This is a genomic window from Agarivorans sp. QJM3NY_30, from assembly GCF_050870855.2.
Lineage (GTDB): Bacteria > Pseudomonadota > Gammaproteobacteria > Enterobacterales > Celerinatantimonadaceae > Agarivorans.
The window spans coordinates 3,195,599-3,213,945 of the sequence record NZ_CP194038.2; the positions used below are offsets into that span (position 1 = coordinate 3,195,599).

Here is an 18,347-nt window from a genome sequence, read left to right on the forward strand (position 1 = left end):
GGCTCCTCTAGATTGGCTTACGCTTCGCTATCGACTGGCAAGTCTTCAACGTTTACCGGCTCTTCCGCAACCACGGGATTAAGAAGGTTATTACGAATGGTCAATTCAATTTCTTGAGCGATTTCTGGATGCTCTTTTAAGTAATTTGAGGCATTCGCCTTACCTTGACCAATTTTTTTACCTTTATAAGAGAACCAAGCACCAGCTTTATCAACTAGTTTTTCAGCCACTCCAAGGTCAATTAATTCACCGTAGCGATTAAAACCTTCACCATACAAAATCTGAAACTCGGCCTGCTTGAACGGAGCCGCTATTTTATTTTTAACAACTTTAACGCGCGTTTCGTTACCAACAATTTCATCACCGCTTTTCACTGCACCGATACGACGAATATCTAAACGAACCGAAGCATAAAACTTCAAGGCATTACCACCCGAAGTGGTTTCAGGGTTACCAAACATCACGCCAATCTTCATCCGGATTTGGTTGATAAAGATACACATACAGTTGGTTTGTTTCAAAGTACCCGTTAACTTACGTAAAGCTTGAGACATTAAGCGTGCTTGCAAGCCAACGTGGCTATCACCCATATCGCCTTCAATTTCGGCTTTTGGTGTCAGTGCGGCCACTGAGTCAATCACTATCATATCAACCGCGCCAGAACGGGCCAACATATCAGTGATTTCTAAGGCTTGCTCACCCGTATCAGGTTGAGAGATAAGTAGCTCATCAACATCGACGCCTAACTTTTTAGCATAGATAGGATCCAGAGCATGCTCAGCATCGACAAAAGCACAAACCTTACCGGCTTTTTGCGCCTGCGCAATGGCTTCTAGTGTTAAGGTTGTTTTACCAGAACTTTCAGGGCCATAGATCTCAATCACCCGGCCCATAGGTAAGCCACCAGCGCCTAAAGCGATATCCAAAGATAACGAACCGGTAGAAACCGTTTCAATATCCATAGTACGGTTATCGCCAAGTTTCATAATTGAACCTTTGCCAAATTGTTTTTCAATTTGACCTAAGGCCGCAGCCAGTGCCTTTTGTTTATTTTGATCCATATCGCCCTCATCAGGTGCTTTAAACAATCTTATTGTCCAGTAGTATACTGTTTATTCATACAGCATCAAGTTTATTCCACTATAAATTAGTAAAAGAGTTTTGCCTAATCCAGCCACAACTTTTATCCTTGCAGCTTCATTTAGCCAGTTCACTATGCAGTTCGATGACCGAAATGACCGATATCAATCTAGAAAAACATACACCGATGATGCGCCAATACCTTAGCTTAAAGGCACAGCACCCCGAAATTTTACTATTTTATCGGATGGGTGACTTCTATGAATTGTTCTATGAAGATGCCAAGCGTGCTTCTGAATTGATGGATATTTCCTTAACCAAACGAGGACAATCTGCGGGCAACCCAATACCAATGGCCGGGATCCCCTATCATGCCGTAGAAACGTACTTATCCCGTCTGGTGCAACTCGGTGAATCGGTCGCGATATGCGAACAGATCGGCGACCCGGCAACCAGTAAAGGTCCAGTAGAACGTAAAGTGGTTCGCATCATCACACCAGGCACAGTCAGCGATGAGGCTTTATTAGAAGAAAAGCAAGAAAACCTATTGGTAAGCGTTGTAAATCAACAGCTGCAGATTGGACTCGCCTATTTAGATATTGCCAGCGGCCGGTTTGTGATTAATCAATTCAGCGGTGAACAACAGCTTCAAGCTGAGTTGCAAAGACTTAAGCCCTCTGAGCTACTATACCCCGATAACTTTGAGTTTGTAGAGATCTTACAAGCGAATAAAGGCCTACGTCGGCGCGGAGAGTGGGAGTACGATCTTGCCAGCGCACAAAAAATATTAAACCTACAATTTGGTACCCGTCACCTAGATGGTTTTGGCGTTAGTGAATACCCATTAGCGATAGCTGCCGCAGGTTGCTTAATGCAATATGTTCAAGATACACAACGCACCGCCTTACCGCATATCAATACGATCATCATCGAAAAGCAAAATCAATTTATTCAACTCGATGCTGCTAGTCGTAAGAACCTTGAACTCACCCGTAATTTGTCTGGCGGGCAAGAGCACACCCTCAGCGCAGTATTAGACCGCAGCGCAACCGCAATGGGGAGTCGGCTGCTAAATCGTTGGCTGCATCAGCCCTTAAGAGATCAGGCTCAAGTCCGTGTGCGTCAAGATTGCATCGCCGAATTAATCCAAGCAGATTTATACGGACAACTACAAACTCAGCTCAAAGCAATTGGAGATATTGAGCGAATTTTAGCGCGTTTGGCGCTGCGCTCAGCGAGGCCTCGAGATCTGGCCAGACTTCGCAATGCATTTAATATCTTGCCCGAATTACAAAGCAACTTACAACAAACTGTCGCTTTAGCACCATTGGCTAAAGACATTGCTGATTTTCCAGAACTACTGGAACTATTACAGCGAGCGCTGATCGATAATCCGCCAGTGTTAATTCGTGACGGTGGGGTAATAGCCGCAGGCTATAATCAGGAGCTTGATGAATGGCGAGATCTAAGTGACGGCGCCAATGACTACCTTCGTCAAATTGAACAACGAGAGCGAGAGCAAACCGGGATTGCCAACTTAAAAATCGGTTATAACCGAGTACACGGCTTCTATATTGAAGTCAGTCGCCTATATGCAGACCAAGTACCGGAGCACTATATTCGTCGTCAAACTTTGAAGAATATGGAGCGTTACATTATTGCCGAACTCAAAGAGCATGAAGAAAAAGTACTCTCCAGCCAAGGCAAAGCACTTGCTCTTGAAAAACAATTATATGACCAATTATTAGATCTACTGCTACCAAAAATCAGTGAATTACAGCGTAGTGCCCAAGCTTTGGCACAGTTGGATGTTCTTAGCTGCCTCGCTGAACGCGCCGAGTATTTAAACTACGTTCGCCCTAGTTTTGTCCAACAAGCTTGTATCAACATTCAAGGTGGGCGCCATCCAGTCGTTGAACAAGTTAACGAAACGCCATTTATTGCTAATCCCGTCCAACTTAATCCGCAACGTAAATTATTGATTGTGACTGGCCCTAACATGGGCGGGAAATCAACCTATATGCGACAAACCGCACTGATTAGTTTAATGGCCTATATTGGTAGCTATGTACCCGCGGATAGTGTCGAAATCGGCCCTATAGACCGAATTTTCACTCGAATTGGCGCATCTGATGACTTAGCGAGTGGGCGTTCTACATTTATGGTTGAAATGACCGAAACCGCTAATATTTTACACAATGCGACCCCCCATAGTCTGGTCCTCATGGATGAGATTGGTCGCGGAACTAGCACTTATGATGGAATGTCCTTAGCATGGGCTGTTGCCGAACAACTCGCCAACATAAGCTCTTTAACTTTATTCGCGACCCATTACTTCGAACTCACTCAATTACCGAAGCTCATCGACGCAGTCGCCAATGTTCACTTAGACGCTGTAGAGCATCATGACACCATTGCATTCATGCATCAGGTTCAAGAAGGTGCAGCCAGCAAAAGCTTTGGTTTACAAGTTGCTGCCTTGGCAGGGATCCCCCAATCGGTGATCTCAAAGGCCAAAATAAAGCTAACACAACTGGAAGCATCAGTGCCACACGATAGTCCGGCTCAGCCACAAGACCAAGCATTTGAACAGCAACTGAACATTGAGCTTCCCCTCCCCCAACAACATCCAGTCATTGAGCAACTTAAAATGCTAGATCCCAATGAACTGTCACCACGAGCGGCCCTAGACTTGCTCTTTATGCTCAAGCAACAAACGAGTCACTAATCTTTAGTGCTCAAATAAAACTCAATCAAAAAAGGAAGCCGAAGCTTCCTTTTTTATTCAAACGATAAAATATTAGACTTTAAATAAAGCGTCTATAGACAAATTTTGTAATGACAAAATATCCCGTAAACGACGCAATGCCTCCACCTGAATTTGTCGAACCCGTTCCCGGGTAAGGCCAATTTCGCGTCCTACATCTTCTAAAGTCGATGCTTCATAGCCGAGTAAGCCAAAACGGCGCGCCAATACTTCACGCTGTTTACTATTCAGTTCACCTAACCAGCCAACAATGCTATTTTTCATATCATCGTCTTGGGTTCGATGCTCTGGACCGTGATCATTTTCATCAGAAATGATATCGAGCAAGGCTTTATCGTTATCTCCGCCAATTGGTGTATCCACAGAGCTAATACGTTCGTTCAAACGCAGCATCTTAGTCACATCTTCAACGGGACGGTCGAGAGTCTCGGCAATTTCTTCTGCGGTTGGTTCATGATCTAAACGATGAGCTAACTCACGTGCTGTACGTAAATAAACATTCAGTTCTTTTACCACGTGAATCGGCAAACGAATGGTACGAGTTTGATTCATGATGGCACGTTCAATGGTTTGACGGATCCACCAAGTTGCGTAAGTCGAGAAACGAAACCCGCGTTCCGGATCAAACTTTTCTACCGCTCGAATCAATCCCAGATTACCCTCTTCAATCAAGTCTAATAACGCTAAACCACGGTTATTATAACGGCGAGCAATTTTAACCACTAAACGTAAGTTACTTTCGATCATTCGTTTACGAGCGGCCTCATCACCACGCAGCGCTCGTCGTGCGTATAAAACTTCTTCCTCTGCAGTTAATAGTGGAGAGAAACCAATTTCACCAAGATAGAGCTGAGTCGCATCTAAACTCTTGGAGACATCGGCTTGCATGATGTCATCTTTTTCAGCGGTACGTTCAACCTTAGTATTACCTGTCGTTGAAACACTTTTTAGTTTTACAGCAGTTTTTGCTTGAGTCATAGCATAGCCTCCCTGAACAGACCTGATTGCTAATTATTATTGTGTGCAATCTAGGCTAGAGTGTCGGTAGAAACCTTGTTGGATCGACCGACTTTCCTTTGAAACGGATCTCAAAATGTAATCGCGTATCAGTTGTCCCTGTATCCCCCATATCAGCGATATGTTGTCCTACTACTACTTGCTGTTTTTCCTTCACTCTTAAACGACTGTTATGTGCATAAGCACTTAAGTAATCGTCATCGTGTTTTATAATTATAAGTTTTCCATAACCTCTTAACGCGCTCCCTGCATAAACCACTTTGCCTGACGCTGACGCTACTACTTTCTGACCTTGCTTGCCACCAATATCGAGTCCCTTATTACCATTGGCTTTAGTTGAGAAGCCTTTGATAATTCTACCCTTTGTAGGCCAAACCCAGCCTTTAGCAGCTTTCGTTGGAGCCTTGGTTACACGCTTGGTCGAGTTTTTAGCGTATGCCTTTGTTGACGTTGATTCAAGTTTTTTTGACGATTCATTAACATATTTGACTTGCGCTTGCGCTGTTTTATGCTTGCTTGGTTTAGCCTTACCGGACTTAACTCCGTTAGATTTCAATTTAATAGTTTGACCTACAAAGATTGTATACGGAGCTGAGATATTGTTTCTTTTTGCTAAAACTTTGGGGTCAAGCCCAGCTCGCCATGCAATGGAGTAAAGAGTCTCTCCTTGCTTAACGGTATAGCGAGTAGAATTTAAGACCCCATGATTATCAGCATTGTAAATTCCAGCATCACTCACTGGCGCTGGCGCGCCCTCTCGACTACAGCCAAATAACAGGCTAAGCGAAATGAAGAAAATGAGATACTGCAATGTTTTCATCTAATTAACGTAATAGTAAATAGGCAACCACTGCTAACACAATAACCAACCAACCCAATAATTCAACGTATTTCCGCAGTTGTTCTTCCATTCTCTTGCCGCCCCACTTCATCAGCCCGGCCACCAAATAGAAGCGCATCCCACGGCCAATGAATGAAATAAGTAAGAATGGAACGAAAGCCATATTCAATATACCAGCTGTTAAAGTAAATACTTTATAGGGGATTGGCGTAAAACTAGCGACAAACACCACCAATACTCCCCAATGCTCAAACCAACGAAAAGCAACCTCCATTTTATCTTGGTAACCGACTGACTTCACCAACGGAGCGACCAGTGGTTCATAGAAAAACTGCCCTAAGCCGTAACCCAAAGCGGCTCCGAGTACTGAAAAGATAGTGGCCAATAAGGCAAAGCGCCAAGCCCTGTATGGTTGCGACAATGCCATCGGTGCTAACATCACATCCACCGGGATTGGCCAGAAAACTGATTCGATAAAGCTCATGCTACAAAGATAGCGAACTGCATGTTTATGCTCTGACCACAACATCACTCGGTCATATAAATGACTAAATATCTTCACGCTAATTCACCATTCACAAGAGGGACAAAACGTACTGGCTCTAAACAGCGCTCGCTGTAACCCTGTACCTGTTTTTCGATCAACAATAAAGTTTGCTGTTGCTGTTGCGCGCCAACTGGAATAATCATCCGCCCACCAACATTTAACTGCTCCACCAGTGCTTGTGGCACCTCGGTTGCTGCGGCCGTCACCAGAATCGCATCAAAAGGCCCCTTACTTGCCCACCCCAGCCAGCCATCACCATGCTTTGTCGCTACATTATGTAAATCGAGTAGTTTGAGACGACGCTTAGCTTGAAACTGTAAAGTTTTGATCCGTTCTACCGAATAAACTTGCTCAACCAGAGCCGCTAATACCGCGGTTTGATAGCCCGAGCCGGTCCCGATTTCCAATACTTTTTTCGGCTTTGCTTCTAGCAACAACTCGGTCATTTTCGCCACGATGTAAGGCTGAGATAAAGTTTGCCCTTGACCAATTGGTAAAGCGGTATTGTCCCAAGCTTGATGAGCTAAAGCTTCATCGATAAAATACTGACGAGGGAGTTTGGCGATGGCGCTAAGTACCTCGCGATTACTAATGCCGTGTTGGCGCAGTTGATTCACTAACTTCAAACTATGAGGGCTTTCGCCAAATTGCATTACAGTGCCTCCCAATCCTTGATCCACATATCGAGTGAGTCCAAATATGCGTGTGCCGTCATGTCGATGGTAAGTGGGGTTATCGATACATAGCCTGCCGCAATGGCGGCAAAGTCGGTTCCCTCACCAGCATCCTGCATGGCTCCCGGAGGACCTAACCAATATATATCGTGCCCTCGCGGATCTTGTTGTTTAACCATCATTTCTGCACGGTGACGACTTCCTAAACGAGTTACTTTTATGCCCTTTATTTGACTTAAAGGCAAATCAGGAACATTAACATTTAAAATTTGATTACTGGGTAAACTCTGTTGACGGAGTTGTTTGACCAATTTCAAGCTGATTGCTGCAGCGCTCTCATAGTGCTTTCCTTCGCTACCAACCAATGAGACCGCAATGGCAGGCAAACCTAAATTGCGACCTTCCATGGCTGCCGCGACAGTCCCCGAATACAATACATCATCGCCCAGATTTGCACCTTCATTTATCCCTGATACCACGAGCTCAGGCAACTCATCAACCAGCTCATTGATCGCGAAGTGCACACAATCGGTCGGCGTTCCTTTTACCGAAATAATATTATTTTCCAGCTCAACGATCCGTAAAGGATTTTCTAAGGTCAATGAGTTACTAGCACCACTGCAATTTCGATCTGGGGCAACCATCATCACTGGAGCGATACTTTGTAAGGCCTCTGCTAAACAGTGGATCCCTGGAGCATATACACCATCATCATTACTCACTAATATGGTCATTATCATCGCCCTCGCAATTAACAATTTCTCGAAGAATACTTGTAGCGTAATTCCCCGCCGTTAAAAAAAAGCTCAGAACTAAATCGTTACCTTCAGCATGATAATTAAATTCTTTAGGCCGTAATGCTATAGCGCGACGTTCCATTTTCAAGCCAGCTTCAGCCAAACCCGCCACAATGTCTGGGTAGGCGGCAAGCACCGCACTTTCAAATGCCAAAGCCTTATCTAAAGATACCAGCTCCCCTTTGCCAACCATGGGCGCCGATAACTCTATTTCCCCTTGCTGAAAACGCTCTACGATGCTTGACTCTGCTTGCTCAGCCACAAAATAAGCATTGCTCGTAGCAAACTTCATCACATCGCCATCGAGTATTTGATTAAATAACTGCTGCTCAATGCGTTGGCTAATCGCATGATTAAACACTAAACTGCGCGCCGCTGATAAATACATACTGCGTTTTTCACGGTTTTTAATCCGTTTGCCTGTAAACATCGCCAAAGCATTATCAATATTCCCTGCTCCCCGGCCGAAGCGCTGTGAGCCAAAATAATTTGGAACGCCCATCTTTGAGACTAACTTAGCCCGGGCCATAGCTTGCTCGATGTCGGAAACATCACGCAGACGGATCACAAAGTTATTCCCCGACAAAGCCCCCCGTTTCAGCTTACGATTATGACGAGCAATCGCGATAACTTTCACGCCCGAGCCCAAATCTTCGGCCAACTCAATATTGGATTTTCCAGGCAATTGGATACTAAACCATTGACGGGTAACCGCATGACGGTCCTTTAAACCCGCGTAGCTCACGTCTTTAGGGCTTACTTGGCAAGCTTCCGCGAGCATCTTGGCAACCCAAGCGGTGTTCTCTCCTGTTTTTTCGATTTGAACCAACATGTGCTCGCCATCACCGCTAAATTCAAACGGCAGCACCTCATCAACCCGAAAATCGACGGCTTGTTGCTTTAACAAACCAGTGCCAGTAGGTTGGCCATGCAGAAAATTAAACTCAGAGATAACTTGTGAATAATTGCTCACTTAACAAGCCTCCAATAACACAACTGCATGACTAGAAATCCCTTCTTTTCGCCCTTCAAAACCGAGCTTTTCAGTAGTGGTGGCTTTTACATTCACGCGGTCAATATCCACATTTAGATCCTCGGCAATGTTTTGACGCATCATTTCAATGTGAGGCGCCATCTTAGGCGCTTGTGCAACAATTGTTAGGTCAAGATTACCGAGTTTATAAGCGCGCTGGCTCACCTCCGCCATCACTTGACGCAGTAAAATACGCGAGTCAATCCCTGCATAAGCGGGGTCATTATCGGGGAAATGATGGCCAATATCACCTAAGGCTAAAGCACCCAGTAATGCGTCGCAGAGAGCATGCAAAGCAACATCACCATCAGAGTGGGCGACAAAACCCTGTGGATAAGGAATGGCAACACCTGCAACCATCAATGGTCCTGGTCCACCAAATTTATGTACATCAAAGCCGTGCCCAATGCGGATGCTCACGCGGTTTCCTCTTTATTAAGTTGTTGACTGACATACCACTCGGCTAACGCTAAATCTTCAGGGCAAGTCACTTTTATATTATCGCTTCGACCAACCACAATGCTCACCGACTGACCCGCCCATTCCATGGCCGAAGCTTCATCAGTAATCTGAACCCCAGCTTTTAAGGCTTGAGAGAGACATTGTTTTAATGGCGCGACTTGAAACATTTGTGGCGTTAATGCATGCCAAAGCTGCTCCCTGGAAACGGTATGCTCAACTTTACCTGAAGCGGCGCGTTTCATGGTATCGCGTACTGGAGTGGCTAAAATAGCGCCATCGGCGTGTAACTCTACATGGCGAATTAACTTGCTAATATCTTGATGAGTAATACATGGCCGAGCGGCATCGTGTACCAAAACCCAAGCATTCTCATCGATAGCCCCCAGCCCAGCCAATACCGAATCGGCTCTTTCTTCTCCACCAAACACCGTTAAAACCTTATCAGAAGCGGCTATAGCTAAGTGCTTAAACCATTGGTCCTCGGGGTGCAACACCACGACCACCCGCGCAATATCGGGGTGAGAAAGGAAAACACCAAGTGTGGTTTCTAAGATTGTTTGCTGACCAATCTTTAAGTATTGCTTGGGAATATCCGCCTGCATTCGCGAACCAATTCCCGCGGCAGGAAGCAATGCAATATATTGCTTCGATATAAAGTTCATCAATAGTAACTACTCAATGGCTGCGATTAGTTCCGTTCGGGGGAAGGAATGATTCGATAAAAGGTTTCACCTTGTTTTATCAGACCGAGTTCGTTTCGAGCGTGTTCCTCAACGGCATCTAAACCATTACGCAAATCCGCAATCTCCGCCTGCAATACAACGTTACGTTGGCTCAACTCCTGATTAGCGAGTAGCTGTTTCGAAACTTGTTCTCGCAAGCCGAAATAATCGTTAAGCGAATTTTTCCCAAACCATAGTTGGTACTGTAATAACATAACGAGCAGTATGAGCAGAATTTTAAACGAACGCATGATTCCTCCGTGAGCTAGATAATCCCATAAAGCCGATTGTTACTCCACTCTTAGTGCGTTGATTTAGCCAATTCAATGGCAAAAAAATCCCTAGTCGTAATTGCGACTAGGGATCCATGGAGGTTCGAGTCAACATTCATATAAAAAAATCCCCGCCTAAGCGAGGATTTTATAATCAAAGTAGCATATTAAGCTTAACCGAAGTTAAGCCTTAATATTACTGACCTTTAACTTCTTTAAGACCATTGTAAGGCGCTTTTGAACCTAGTGCTTCTTCGATTCGTAGCAATTGCTTGCCCGTAGTTAACAAAGAGTAGCAACACGCTCAGAACGGCTCGCCGCTCTTCCACTTTAGCCTCGCCATCAACATTCATTAAAAAAATCCCCGCCTAAGCGAGGATTTTATAATCAAAGTAGCATATTAAGCTTAACCGAGTTAAGCCTTAATATTACTGACCTTTAACTTCTTTAAGACCATTGTAAGGTGCTTTTGAACCTAGTGCTTCTTCGATTCGTAGCAATTGGTTGTATTTAGCAACCCGATCAGAACGGCTCAATGAACCTGTTTTGATTTGGCCAGCAGCAGTACCAACCGCTAGATCAGCGATAGTTGCATCTTCAGTTTCGCCTGAACGGTGAGAGATAACGGCAGTGAAACCAGCATCTTTCGCCATTTTAATAGCAGCCAAAGTTTCGCTTAAAGAACCGATTTGGTTGAATTTAATCAGGATAGAGTTAGCAATACCATTGTCGATACCACGCTTAAGGATCTTAGTGTTAGTTACGAACAAATCGTCACCAACCAATTGGATTTTGTCGCCCAAAAGTTTAGTTTGGTGTGCAAAACCATCCCAATCAGACTCGTCAAGACCGTCTTCAATCGATACGATTGGGTACTGTTCAGTCAAATCTTTAAGGAAGAAGTTGAACTCTTCAGAAGTGAATTTTTTACCTTCGCCTTTAAGGTCGTAGATATTAGCTTCTTTGTCGTAGAACTCAGATGCAGCACAATCCATCGCTAGAGTGATGTCTTTACCTAGTTCGTAACCTGCATTTGCAACCGCAACTTTAATTGCTGCAAGTGCCGCTTCGTTTGAAGCCAAGTTAGGCGCAAAACCACCTTCATCACCAACTGCAGTTGAGTGACCATCAGCTTTAAGTACTTTAGCAAGGCTATGGAATACTTCAGCGCCCATACGTAGGCCTTCACGGAAGTTTGCAGCACCAACGGGTTGAATCATAAATTCTTGGATGTCTACGCTGTTATCTGCATGCTCACCACCATTGATGATGTTCATCATTGGAAGAGGCATAGAGTAAACACCAGGAGTACCATTTAAGTCAGCGATGTGAGCGTATAGTGGTACTTTTTTAGAAGCTGCTGCAGCTTTAGCAGCCGCTAAAGAAACCGCTAGAATAGCGTTTGCGCCAAACTTAGCTTTGTTTTCGGTACCATCAAGATCGATCATGATTTGGTCAAGCTCAGCTTGAGCCAAAGCATCTTTACCAACTAATGCTTCAGCAATTGGGCCGTTTACAGCAGCAACAGCTTTTAATACACCTTTGCCTAAGTAACGAGCTTTATCGCCATCACGCAATTCTAGGGCTTCACGAGAACCAGTTGAAGCACCAGAAGGCGCAGCAGCCATACCGAAAGAACCATCAGCTAGATGAACTTCAGCTTCTACAGTAGGGTTACCGCGTGAATCCATGATTTCGCGACCAAGTACTTTTACGATATTAGACATTACTAATTTCCTCTATAAGTTAATAAACTACAAACTTTCTAAAAATCTCTACTCGCTAGTAGATACTAGCGAGCTTTATTAAATTCGCCAGCGGCTTTCACAAACCCGGCAAATAATGGGTGTCCATCACGCGGGGTAGATGTAAATTCAGGGTGAAACTGTGAAGCAACAAACCAAGGATGAGCAGGGTTTTCGATGATTTCCACTAGTTTCTTGTCTGCCGACAAGCCGGTCACTTTTAGACCTTTTTTGGTGATCTTTGGCAACAAAGTATTATTCACCTCATAACGATGGCGATGACGTTCATAAATTTCTAAACTACCGTACAACTCTGCAACTTTAGAGCCCTTAGTTAAATGGCAAAGCTGAGAGCCAAGGCGCATTGTGCCACCTAAATCTGAATCAATATTCCGCGTTTCTCGTTTGCCATCTTCGTCGATCCACTCGGTAATAAGCCCAACCACGGGTGCCGATGATTCCGCATTAAACTCGGTAGAATGGGCATCTGTCAAGCCAACCACATTCCGCGCGTATTCAATTAAAGCGACTTGCATCCCCAAACAAATACCAAGGTAAGGTACGTTGTTTTCACGAGCATATTGCGCAGCTAAAATCTTACCTTCTACACCACGCTCACCAAAGCCACCAGGCACTAAAATAGCATCCAAGTCTTTAAGGACCTCAGGTCCTTTTACTTCTAGATCTTGAGAGTCGACATATTGAATCTTCACACTCAAGCGATTCTTAAGGCCGGCATGTTTCAAGGCCTCATTCACCGACTTATAGGCATCAGGTAATTCAACATATTTGCCAATCATGCCAATCACAATCTCATTCGTTGGATTCGCTTCTTCGTAAATGACTTGTTCCCATTCACTTAAGTCGGCTTCAGGACATTCAATACCAAAGCGATTGGTGACCAATGCATCTAAGCCCTGAGACTTCAGCAAAGCGGGAATTTTGTAAATACTGTCGACATCTTTCAGCGAGATAACTGCGCGATCGGGTACATTAGTGAACAAAGCGATTTTGGCGCGTTCATTAGCTGGAATCGCTCGGTCACTCCGGCAAATCAAAATATCGGGTTGAATACCGATAGAACGGAGTTCTTTCACTGAGTGTTGAGTCGGCTTCGTTTTTACTTCACCAGCCGCCCCCAAATAAGGCACTAAGGTCAAATGCATATACATCGCGCGTTCACGACCAATTTCAGTGCCTAACTGACGAATTGCTTCTAAAAACGGTTGTGACTCAATATCGCCCACCGTTCCACCAATTTCCACAATAGCAACATCAACACCTTCACCGCCCGCGACAATCCGTTCTTTAATCGCATTGGTAATATGTGGAATGACTTGGATGGTAGCACCTAGATAGTCGCCACGACGCTCTTTACGCAGCACGTCTTCATAGACGCGTCCCGTCGTGAAATTATTACGCTTAGTCATCTTGGTACGAATAAAGCGCTCATAATGACCTAAATCTAGATCGGTTTCGGCACCGTCTTCAGTCACAAATACTTCGCCGTGCTGGATCGGACTCATAGTACCGGGATCTACATTGATGTATGGGTCAAGCTTCATAATGGTCACTTTAAGACCACGAGCTTCTAAAATGGCAGCCAGCGATGCAGCGGCAATACCTTTACCCAAAGAGGACACTACGCCTCCGGTGACGAAAATGTATTTTGTTGTCATGTCGAACCTGAGAAGTTGGATGTGTTAAGGGCGTATCTGCGATACTTGGACGGGGGCATAGTATAGCAAAGCCTCTTTAACACCACAATCGATGTCACTCTATCAAGACTAAGTTTTAGTGTATTTGTTGTAAATCAATTTTTGTAATTTTCTTTCACTTTATCCCACAAGGCATCCATCTCTTGCAGGCTCATGCTGTCAAGTTGCCGCCCTTGGTTTCTTGCCAAAGCCTCTACACCACGAAATCTTCGACTAAATTTATGATTCGCTTGGCGTAACAGCGCTTCAGCATCAAAATCGCAAACCCGTGCCAAATTTACGCAAGAAAACAACAAATCGCCAATTTCTTCGGCAACATCCTGCCGCTGTTTTTCGTCGATAGCCTGTTCGACCTCCGCCAATTCTTCTTTAACCTTGTCGATCACCGGAGCGACGCTGGGCCAGTCAAACCCCACATGAGCACAGCGTTTTTGTAACTTTTGTGCTCGGCTCAAAGCTGGCAATGCTTGCGGCACATCATCTAACACGCTTGGTGCGTGATGATGAGACTTATTTGCCCGCTCTCGCACTTTCTCGGCTTCCCAGTTAACTTTTAGCTGGGCATCATCCAATTGGATTTTTTGTTGCTGATTAAAAACATGTGGATGACGGCGGATCAATTTTTCACAGATCCCATCAACCACTGCTGCAAAGTCAAAGTCTCCTTGCTCTTGAGCAAACTGAGCGTAGTACACCACCTGAAACAGTAAATCACCAAGCTCTAACTTTACTTCAGCAAAATCACCAGAATCCAGCGCTTGGTGAATTGCTTCTACCACCTCGTAAGTCTCTTCTACAGTATGTGGCAAGATAGATTGCCAATCTTGTTTAAGATCCCAAGGACAACCACACTCGGGGTCACGTAATTTCGCCATAATGGCGAGTAAGGTATCAATACGATAAGGACGTTGCAGCATAGAGTTCAAAATTTCCTAAGGATTATTAGCCTTTCATTTTAAATTTTCGATAGCTTCAGATAACGCTGGCGATTCATCACTCTAGCACTTACATAAAGTTCTGGTTAATGAGGCTATTTTCAACATCCTACGATGCGAAAATAGCCCTCGATGATTAGCGTAAACGCCGCGCTTCAATAATATGATTAAGTTGATTTATTTTGGACAATACCCGAGACAGAGTATCGAGATTATAAATTTCAATTTCCATATCGATGGTTGCCGTCTGACTCTTGACGTCAGAGTGACTCTGCATCCCCATAACATTCACCTTATCATTCGCCAACACGGTGGTAATATCCCGCAGCAACCCACTACGATCGTTCGCCACAATGCGAATTGTAAGGTTATAACCTCCCGAGTAATTTTCGCCCCATACCGCGTCAATCACACGTTCTGGTGTGCGACTATGCAATTCAGCAAGTTGTTCACAATCAACATTATGAATTGAAATTCCACGCCCCTGGGTAATAAAGCCTTTAATTGAGTCACCGGGTATCGGTTGACAGCAACGAGCAATATGAGTCATAAGATTGCCAACGCCATCCACCACGATGGAGTCTTTTGCCCGCTTCTTCTTCTGTCCATGGTGCTCGGCTTTCTTCGTGATAGTTTCCAGCGCTTGACGATCGAGTTCTTCCGCAGAAGGCTTATATAGCGTCGCTTGCAAATAATGAATCAATTGATTCAGTCGCACATCACCTGCACCAATAGCGGCTAATAAATCTTCTACAGTTTTCACATTGAAACGCTCAAGACAATGGTCGATATCACTCATTTTAAAACCGTAGCGATTGAGCTCTGCCTCAAGTAAATCTTTACCCGCCAAGAGGTTTTTATCTTTATCTTGCTTCTTAAACCAAGTGGCAATTTTATTACGCGCCCGAGAAGACTTTACAAAGCCTAGATTAGGATTGAGCCAATCACGGCTAGGGCTCGATTCCTTTTGGGTAATAATCTCAACTTGTTCACCTGTATGTAATTGATAGGTAAAAGGCACAATCCGCCCACCAATCTTAGCGCCAATACAACGATGACCGACTTGGCTATGCACGTAATAGGCAAAATCAAGCGGTGTTGAGCCAGCGGGCAAATCAATCACTTCACCACTAGGGGTAAAGACATAAACGCGGTCATCAAATACTTGTGAACGTAACTCTTCGAGCATCGCACCATTTTCAGCGATATCATCCTGCCAAGCCAGTAACTTACGTAACCAGGCAATCTTATCTTCGAAGTCGCTGCGCCCACCAGTTCCGCCTTCTTTATATTTCCAATGCGCCGCAACCCCGAGTTCAGAATCTTCATGCATCTGCCGAGTACGGATCTGTACTTCGATAGATTTACCTTCTGGACCAATGACCACCGTATGGATAGATTGATAACCATTCGGTTTAGGGTTGGCCACATAATCATCAAATTCGCTAGGAATATGATGCCAAGAAGTATGTACGATGCCTAAGATGGCATAACAATCTTGTAGCTTCTCAGCCACGATACGAATCGCCCGTACATCAAACAATTTGTCGAAAGACAAATCTTTCTTTTGCATCTTTCGCCAAATACTATAGATGTGTTTGGGTCGACCATACACCTCGGCATTAATACTGGAAGCTACGATATCCTGCTGTAATTTGGCAACAAAGTCTTCGATATATTGTGTGCGCGCAATCCGCTTTTCATCCAATTGTTTCGCGATTTGTTTATAGGTATCGGGATGCAGATAACGGAAGGTAAAGTCTTCAAGCTCCCATTTGAGTTGACCGATCCCTAAGCGATTTGCTAACGGAGCGTAAATATCTTTGCTTTCTTTTGCGGCCAATACACGAACTTCTTCCGATTCATTTTTAACTTCGCGTAAAAAACAGATCCGCTCTGCCAATTTAATCACGATGGCTCGCACATCGCCTACCATCGCGAGCAGCATTCGTCTCACGTTATCGATTTGTGTCGAAGATAAATTTTTATTTTGCCCGGTATGTAATACCTTCATCGCATCCATTTGGGCAGCATCAAATTGCAACTTAATCACTTCTTCAGAAAAATACTGCGGCAGTTGCTCTTTGCTTAATAGGCCGCTATCCACGAAAGGAAATAACAAAGCAGCTTCCAAGGTCGGTAAATCCATGTTGAGTGTTACAAGGATCTCAACCATCTCCTTGCCCTTCGTCAGACAGATATGGATCTGCTCTTTTTCGGCATCTAAAGCGCGATAAAAATTAGTGGAGCCAAATAAATGCTGCTGGTCTTCAAGCGCAATGCCAAGGCTTTCTACCCATTGATTTTCATCAAACAACAACTGTTGATTAAGATGCGTTTCTCTCACCGAGACCATAACACTACTGTTCCTTATTTTGGTCGCTGACCACTTTTATCTTGTTAAAGTTAACGTTCAAACAGAGCCATTGTCTCGATATGCTCTGTCTGAGGGAACATATCAACAACCGCGAACTTAACCATTTTATAGCCAGCTTCTTTTAGCACCTTGGCATCTCTGGCCAAGGTTGCAGGATTACATGACACATATACTACGGTGCTTAGGCCAAGCTTGGCAACCTGAGTTATGGCCTGTTTTGCTCCCGCGCGGGCCGGATCAAGAAGTACTTTGGTGACTGCTCTCGATTGCCAAAACTTGGCTGTCTCGGGCTGTTCCAAATCCCCACAATAGGCACTGATATTCATTAAGCCATTACGCTTGGCGTTATCCATCACCCGCTGACTCATCGCAGGAACGCCCTCGATAGCAATCACTTGTTTCGCTCGTTGCGCCAAAGGCAAACTAAAATTCCCGATACCAGAGTATAGGTCGAGCACTACATCTTGTGGTTTAAGCTTTAGCCAAGCCAAGGCTTTATTAATCATCAGCTGATTGATAGTGACGTTCACCTGAATAAAATCACCGGGGTGAAAGGCTAAATCAAGCTGCTGGTCATGCAAAGTATAATAAGCTTGCTCGCCAGTGAGCCAAGTATGCTGCTCGGCTTCGGTAAGCAGCATCGCAAAATTAAAACGCTCAGCGATTGCCTGTAATTGAGTTTGCCACTTTGCAGCTAAAGGCTTCGTTAAGCGCACCCGACAAACCACCTTGGGTTCGCAATCAATCAACTCAACATGACCCAAGCCGACATTTTTGGGCCAGCCTTTAAGTAAAGCCTGTAAAGGCTCGAGTAAAACCGACAAGTTCTTACTCAATACCAAACAATCACTAATAGCCACCAATTGTTGACTGCCTTTTTGTCTAAAACCAAGCTGCCAACCAAGAGACTTATCATACCAAGTGCTCAGCCGAGTTACTCTGCGATAATGCCAATCATCGCCACTCAATAGTTCCAGCGCAGTCATCTCTGGGTAGCCCGACAATCGCGAAATCAACTGCGCCACCGCTCTTTGTTTATACTGCCGCTGTGTGGCCGCGTCCAAATGTTGGACACTACAACCACCGCATTGTTGATAAAACTGACAAATTGGCGAGATACGCTGTGCGCTGTCCTTGAGTCGTTTGATTAGCTTTGCTGGTCCAGACTTATGGCTCGGAAAAATATTGACTCGCTCACCGGGCAACGTATTGGGTACAAAGTAAGTTTGCCGCCCCGCTCTTACAATGCCGTGTAAGTGATGATCTAATTGCTCGACTTGACAATCATCGATCCTCTTGAGAGAGGTGGTCTTGGGTTTTGCTTTAAAAAATTGCGCCATAGAAGAGACTTATTTTACCA

General features: G+C 44.6%; 16 protein-coding genes. 1 reads left to right on the forward strand and 15 read right to left on the reverse strand.

The genetic code is table 11. From position 1 onward, the window contains the following. Window positions 1–17 precede the first annotated feature (17 nt). Window positions 18–1,061 carry a recombinase RecA gene (recA, locus tag ACRRSX_RS14490; protein WP_432452489.1) on the reverse strand — a complete coding sequence of 348 codons (1,044 nt, stop codon included), beginning with the start codon at window positions 1,059–1,061 and terminating at the stop codon, window positions 18–20. Between the two features lie 164 nt (window positions 1,062–1,225). Between recA and mutS the strand changes: the two genes are divergently transcribed. After that, window positions 1,226–3,808, forward strand: a complete 2,583-nt coding sequence (gene mutS, locus ACRRSX_RS14495) for a DNA mismatch repair protein MutS (RefSeq protein ID WP_432452488.1) — start codon at window positions 1,226–1,228, stop codon at window positions 3,806–3,808. A gap of 72 nt (window positions 3,809–3,880) precedes the next feature. On the opposite strand, the gene rpoS is transcribed toward mutS, so the two are convergent. The 14 genes from rpoS to rlmD all read right to left on the reverse strand — a co-directional run bounded on the left by rpoS (window position 3,881) and on the right by rlmD (window position 18,327). Further along, window positions 3,881–4,735, reverse strand: a complete 855-nt coding sequence (gene rpoS / locus ACRRSX_RS14500; protein WP_432456168.1) for an RNA polymerase sigma factor RpoS — start codon at window positions 4,733–4,735, stop codon at window positions 3,881–3,883. Window positions 4,736–4,880: 145 nt separating this feature from the next. Further along, entirely contained in the window at window positions 4,881–5,684 is an 804-nt protein-coding gene (locus ACRRSX_RS14505) for a peptidoglycan DD-metalloendopeptidase family protein (RefSeq protein ID WP_432452487.1), read from the reverse strand. A 4-nt stretch (window positions 5,685–5,688) separates the two neighbouring features. Next, window positions 5,689–6,267 (reverse strand): YqaA family protein, encoded by a 579-nt coding sequence (locus ACRRSX_RS14510; RefSeq protein WP_432452486.1) that lies wholly within the window; start codon window positions 6,265–6,267, stop codon window positions 5,689–5,691. Then, entirely contained in the window at window positions 6,264–6,905 is a 642-nt protein-coding gene (locus ACRRSX_RS14515) for a protein-L-isoaspartate(D-aspartate) O-methyltransferase (RefSeq protein WP_432452485.1), read from the reverse strand. The genes ACRRSX_RS14510 and ACRRSX_RS14515 overlap by 4 nt, the downstream gene beginning before the upstream one ends. Next, window positions 6,905–7,663 carry a 5'/3'-nucleotidase SurE gene (gene surE, locus ACRRSX_RS14520; RefSeq protein ID WP_432456167.1) on the reverse strand — a complete coding sequence of 253 codons (759 nt, stop codon included), beginning with the start codon at window positions 7,661–7,663 and terminating at the stop codon, window positions 6,905–6,907. The genes ACRRSX_RS14515 and surE overlap by 1 nt, the downstream gene beginning before the upstream one ends. Beyond that, window positions 7,641–8,696, reverse strand: a complete 1,056-nt coding sequence (gene truD / locus ACRRSX_RS14525; protein ID WP_432452484.1) for a tRNA pseudouridine(13) synthase TruD — start codon at window positions 8,694–8,696, stop codon at window positions 7,641–7,643. Before truD ends, surE begins: the two co-directional genes overlap by 23 nt. Beyond that, window positions 8,697–9,176 carry a 2-C-methyl-D-erythritol 2,4-cyclodiphosphate synthase gene (gene ispF / locus ACRRSX_RS14530; protein ID WP_432452483.1) on the reverse strand — a complete coding sequence of 160 codons (480 nt, stop codon included), beginning with the start codon at window positions 9,174–9,176 and terminating at the stop codon, window positions 8,697–8,699. It lies immediately after the preceding gene. Then, window positions 9,173–9,880: a 2-C-methyl-D-erythritol 4-phosphate cytidylyltransferase gene (gene ispD / locus ACRRSX_RS14535; protein WP_432456166.1), complete on the reverse strand. Its 708-nt coding sequence runs from the start codon at window positions 9,878–9,880 to the stop codon at window positions 9,173–9,175. Before ispD ends, ispF begins: the two co-directional genes overlap by 4 nt. Before the next feature lie 26 nt (window positions 9,881–9,906). Next, window positions 9,907–10,191, reverse strand: coding sequence for a cell division protein FtsB (ftsB, locus tag ACRRSX_RS14540; RefSeq protein ID WP_432452482.1), 285 nt, complete (start codon window positions 10,189–10,191; stop codon window positions 9,907–9,909). Between the two features lie 449 nt (window positions 10,192–10,640). After that, a complete protein-coding gene (gene eno / locus ACRRSX_RS14545; RefSeq protein WP_432452481.1) occupies window positions 10,641–11,939 on the reverse strand; it encodes a phosphopyruvate hydratase in 1,299 nt (432 codons plus the stop codon). A 65-nt stretch (window positions 11,940–12,004) separates the two neighbouring features. Further along, on the reverse strand, window positions 12,005–13,636 hold the full coding sequence (locus ACRRSX_RS14550; protein ID WP_432452480.1) for a CTP synthase: 1,632 nt from the start codon (window positions 13,634–13,636) through the stop codon (window positions 12,005–12,007). 134 nt (window positions 13,637–13,770) lie between these two features. After that, window positions 13,771–14,592 (reverse strand): nucleoside triphosphate pyrophosphohydrolase, encoded by an 822-nt coding sequence (gene mazG / locus ACRRSX_RS14555; RefSeq protein WP_432452479.1) that lies wholly within the window; start codon window positions 14,590–14,592, stop codon window positions 13,771–13,773. Window positions 14,593–14,746: 154 nt separating this feature from the next. Beyond that, window positions 14,747–16,966 carry a GTP diphosphokinase gene (relA, locus tag ACRRSX_RS14560; protein WP_432452478.1) on the reverse strand — a complete coding sequence of 740 codons (2,220 nt, stop codon included), beginning with the start codon at window positions 16,964–16,966 and terminating at the stop codon, window positions 14,747–14,749. A gap of 50 nt (window positions 16,967–17,016) precedes the next feature. Beyond that, window positions 17,017–18,327: a 23S rRNA (uracil(1939)-C(5))-methyltransferase RlmD gene (rlmD, locus tag ACRRSX_RS14565; RefSeq protein WP_432452477.1), complete on the reverse strand. Its 1,311-nt coding sequence runs from the start codon at window positions 18,325–18,327 to the stop codon at window positions 17,017–17,019. Window positions 18,328–18,347: the final 20 nt, after the last annotated feature.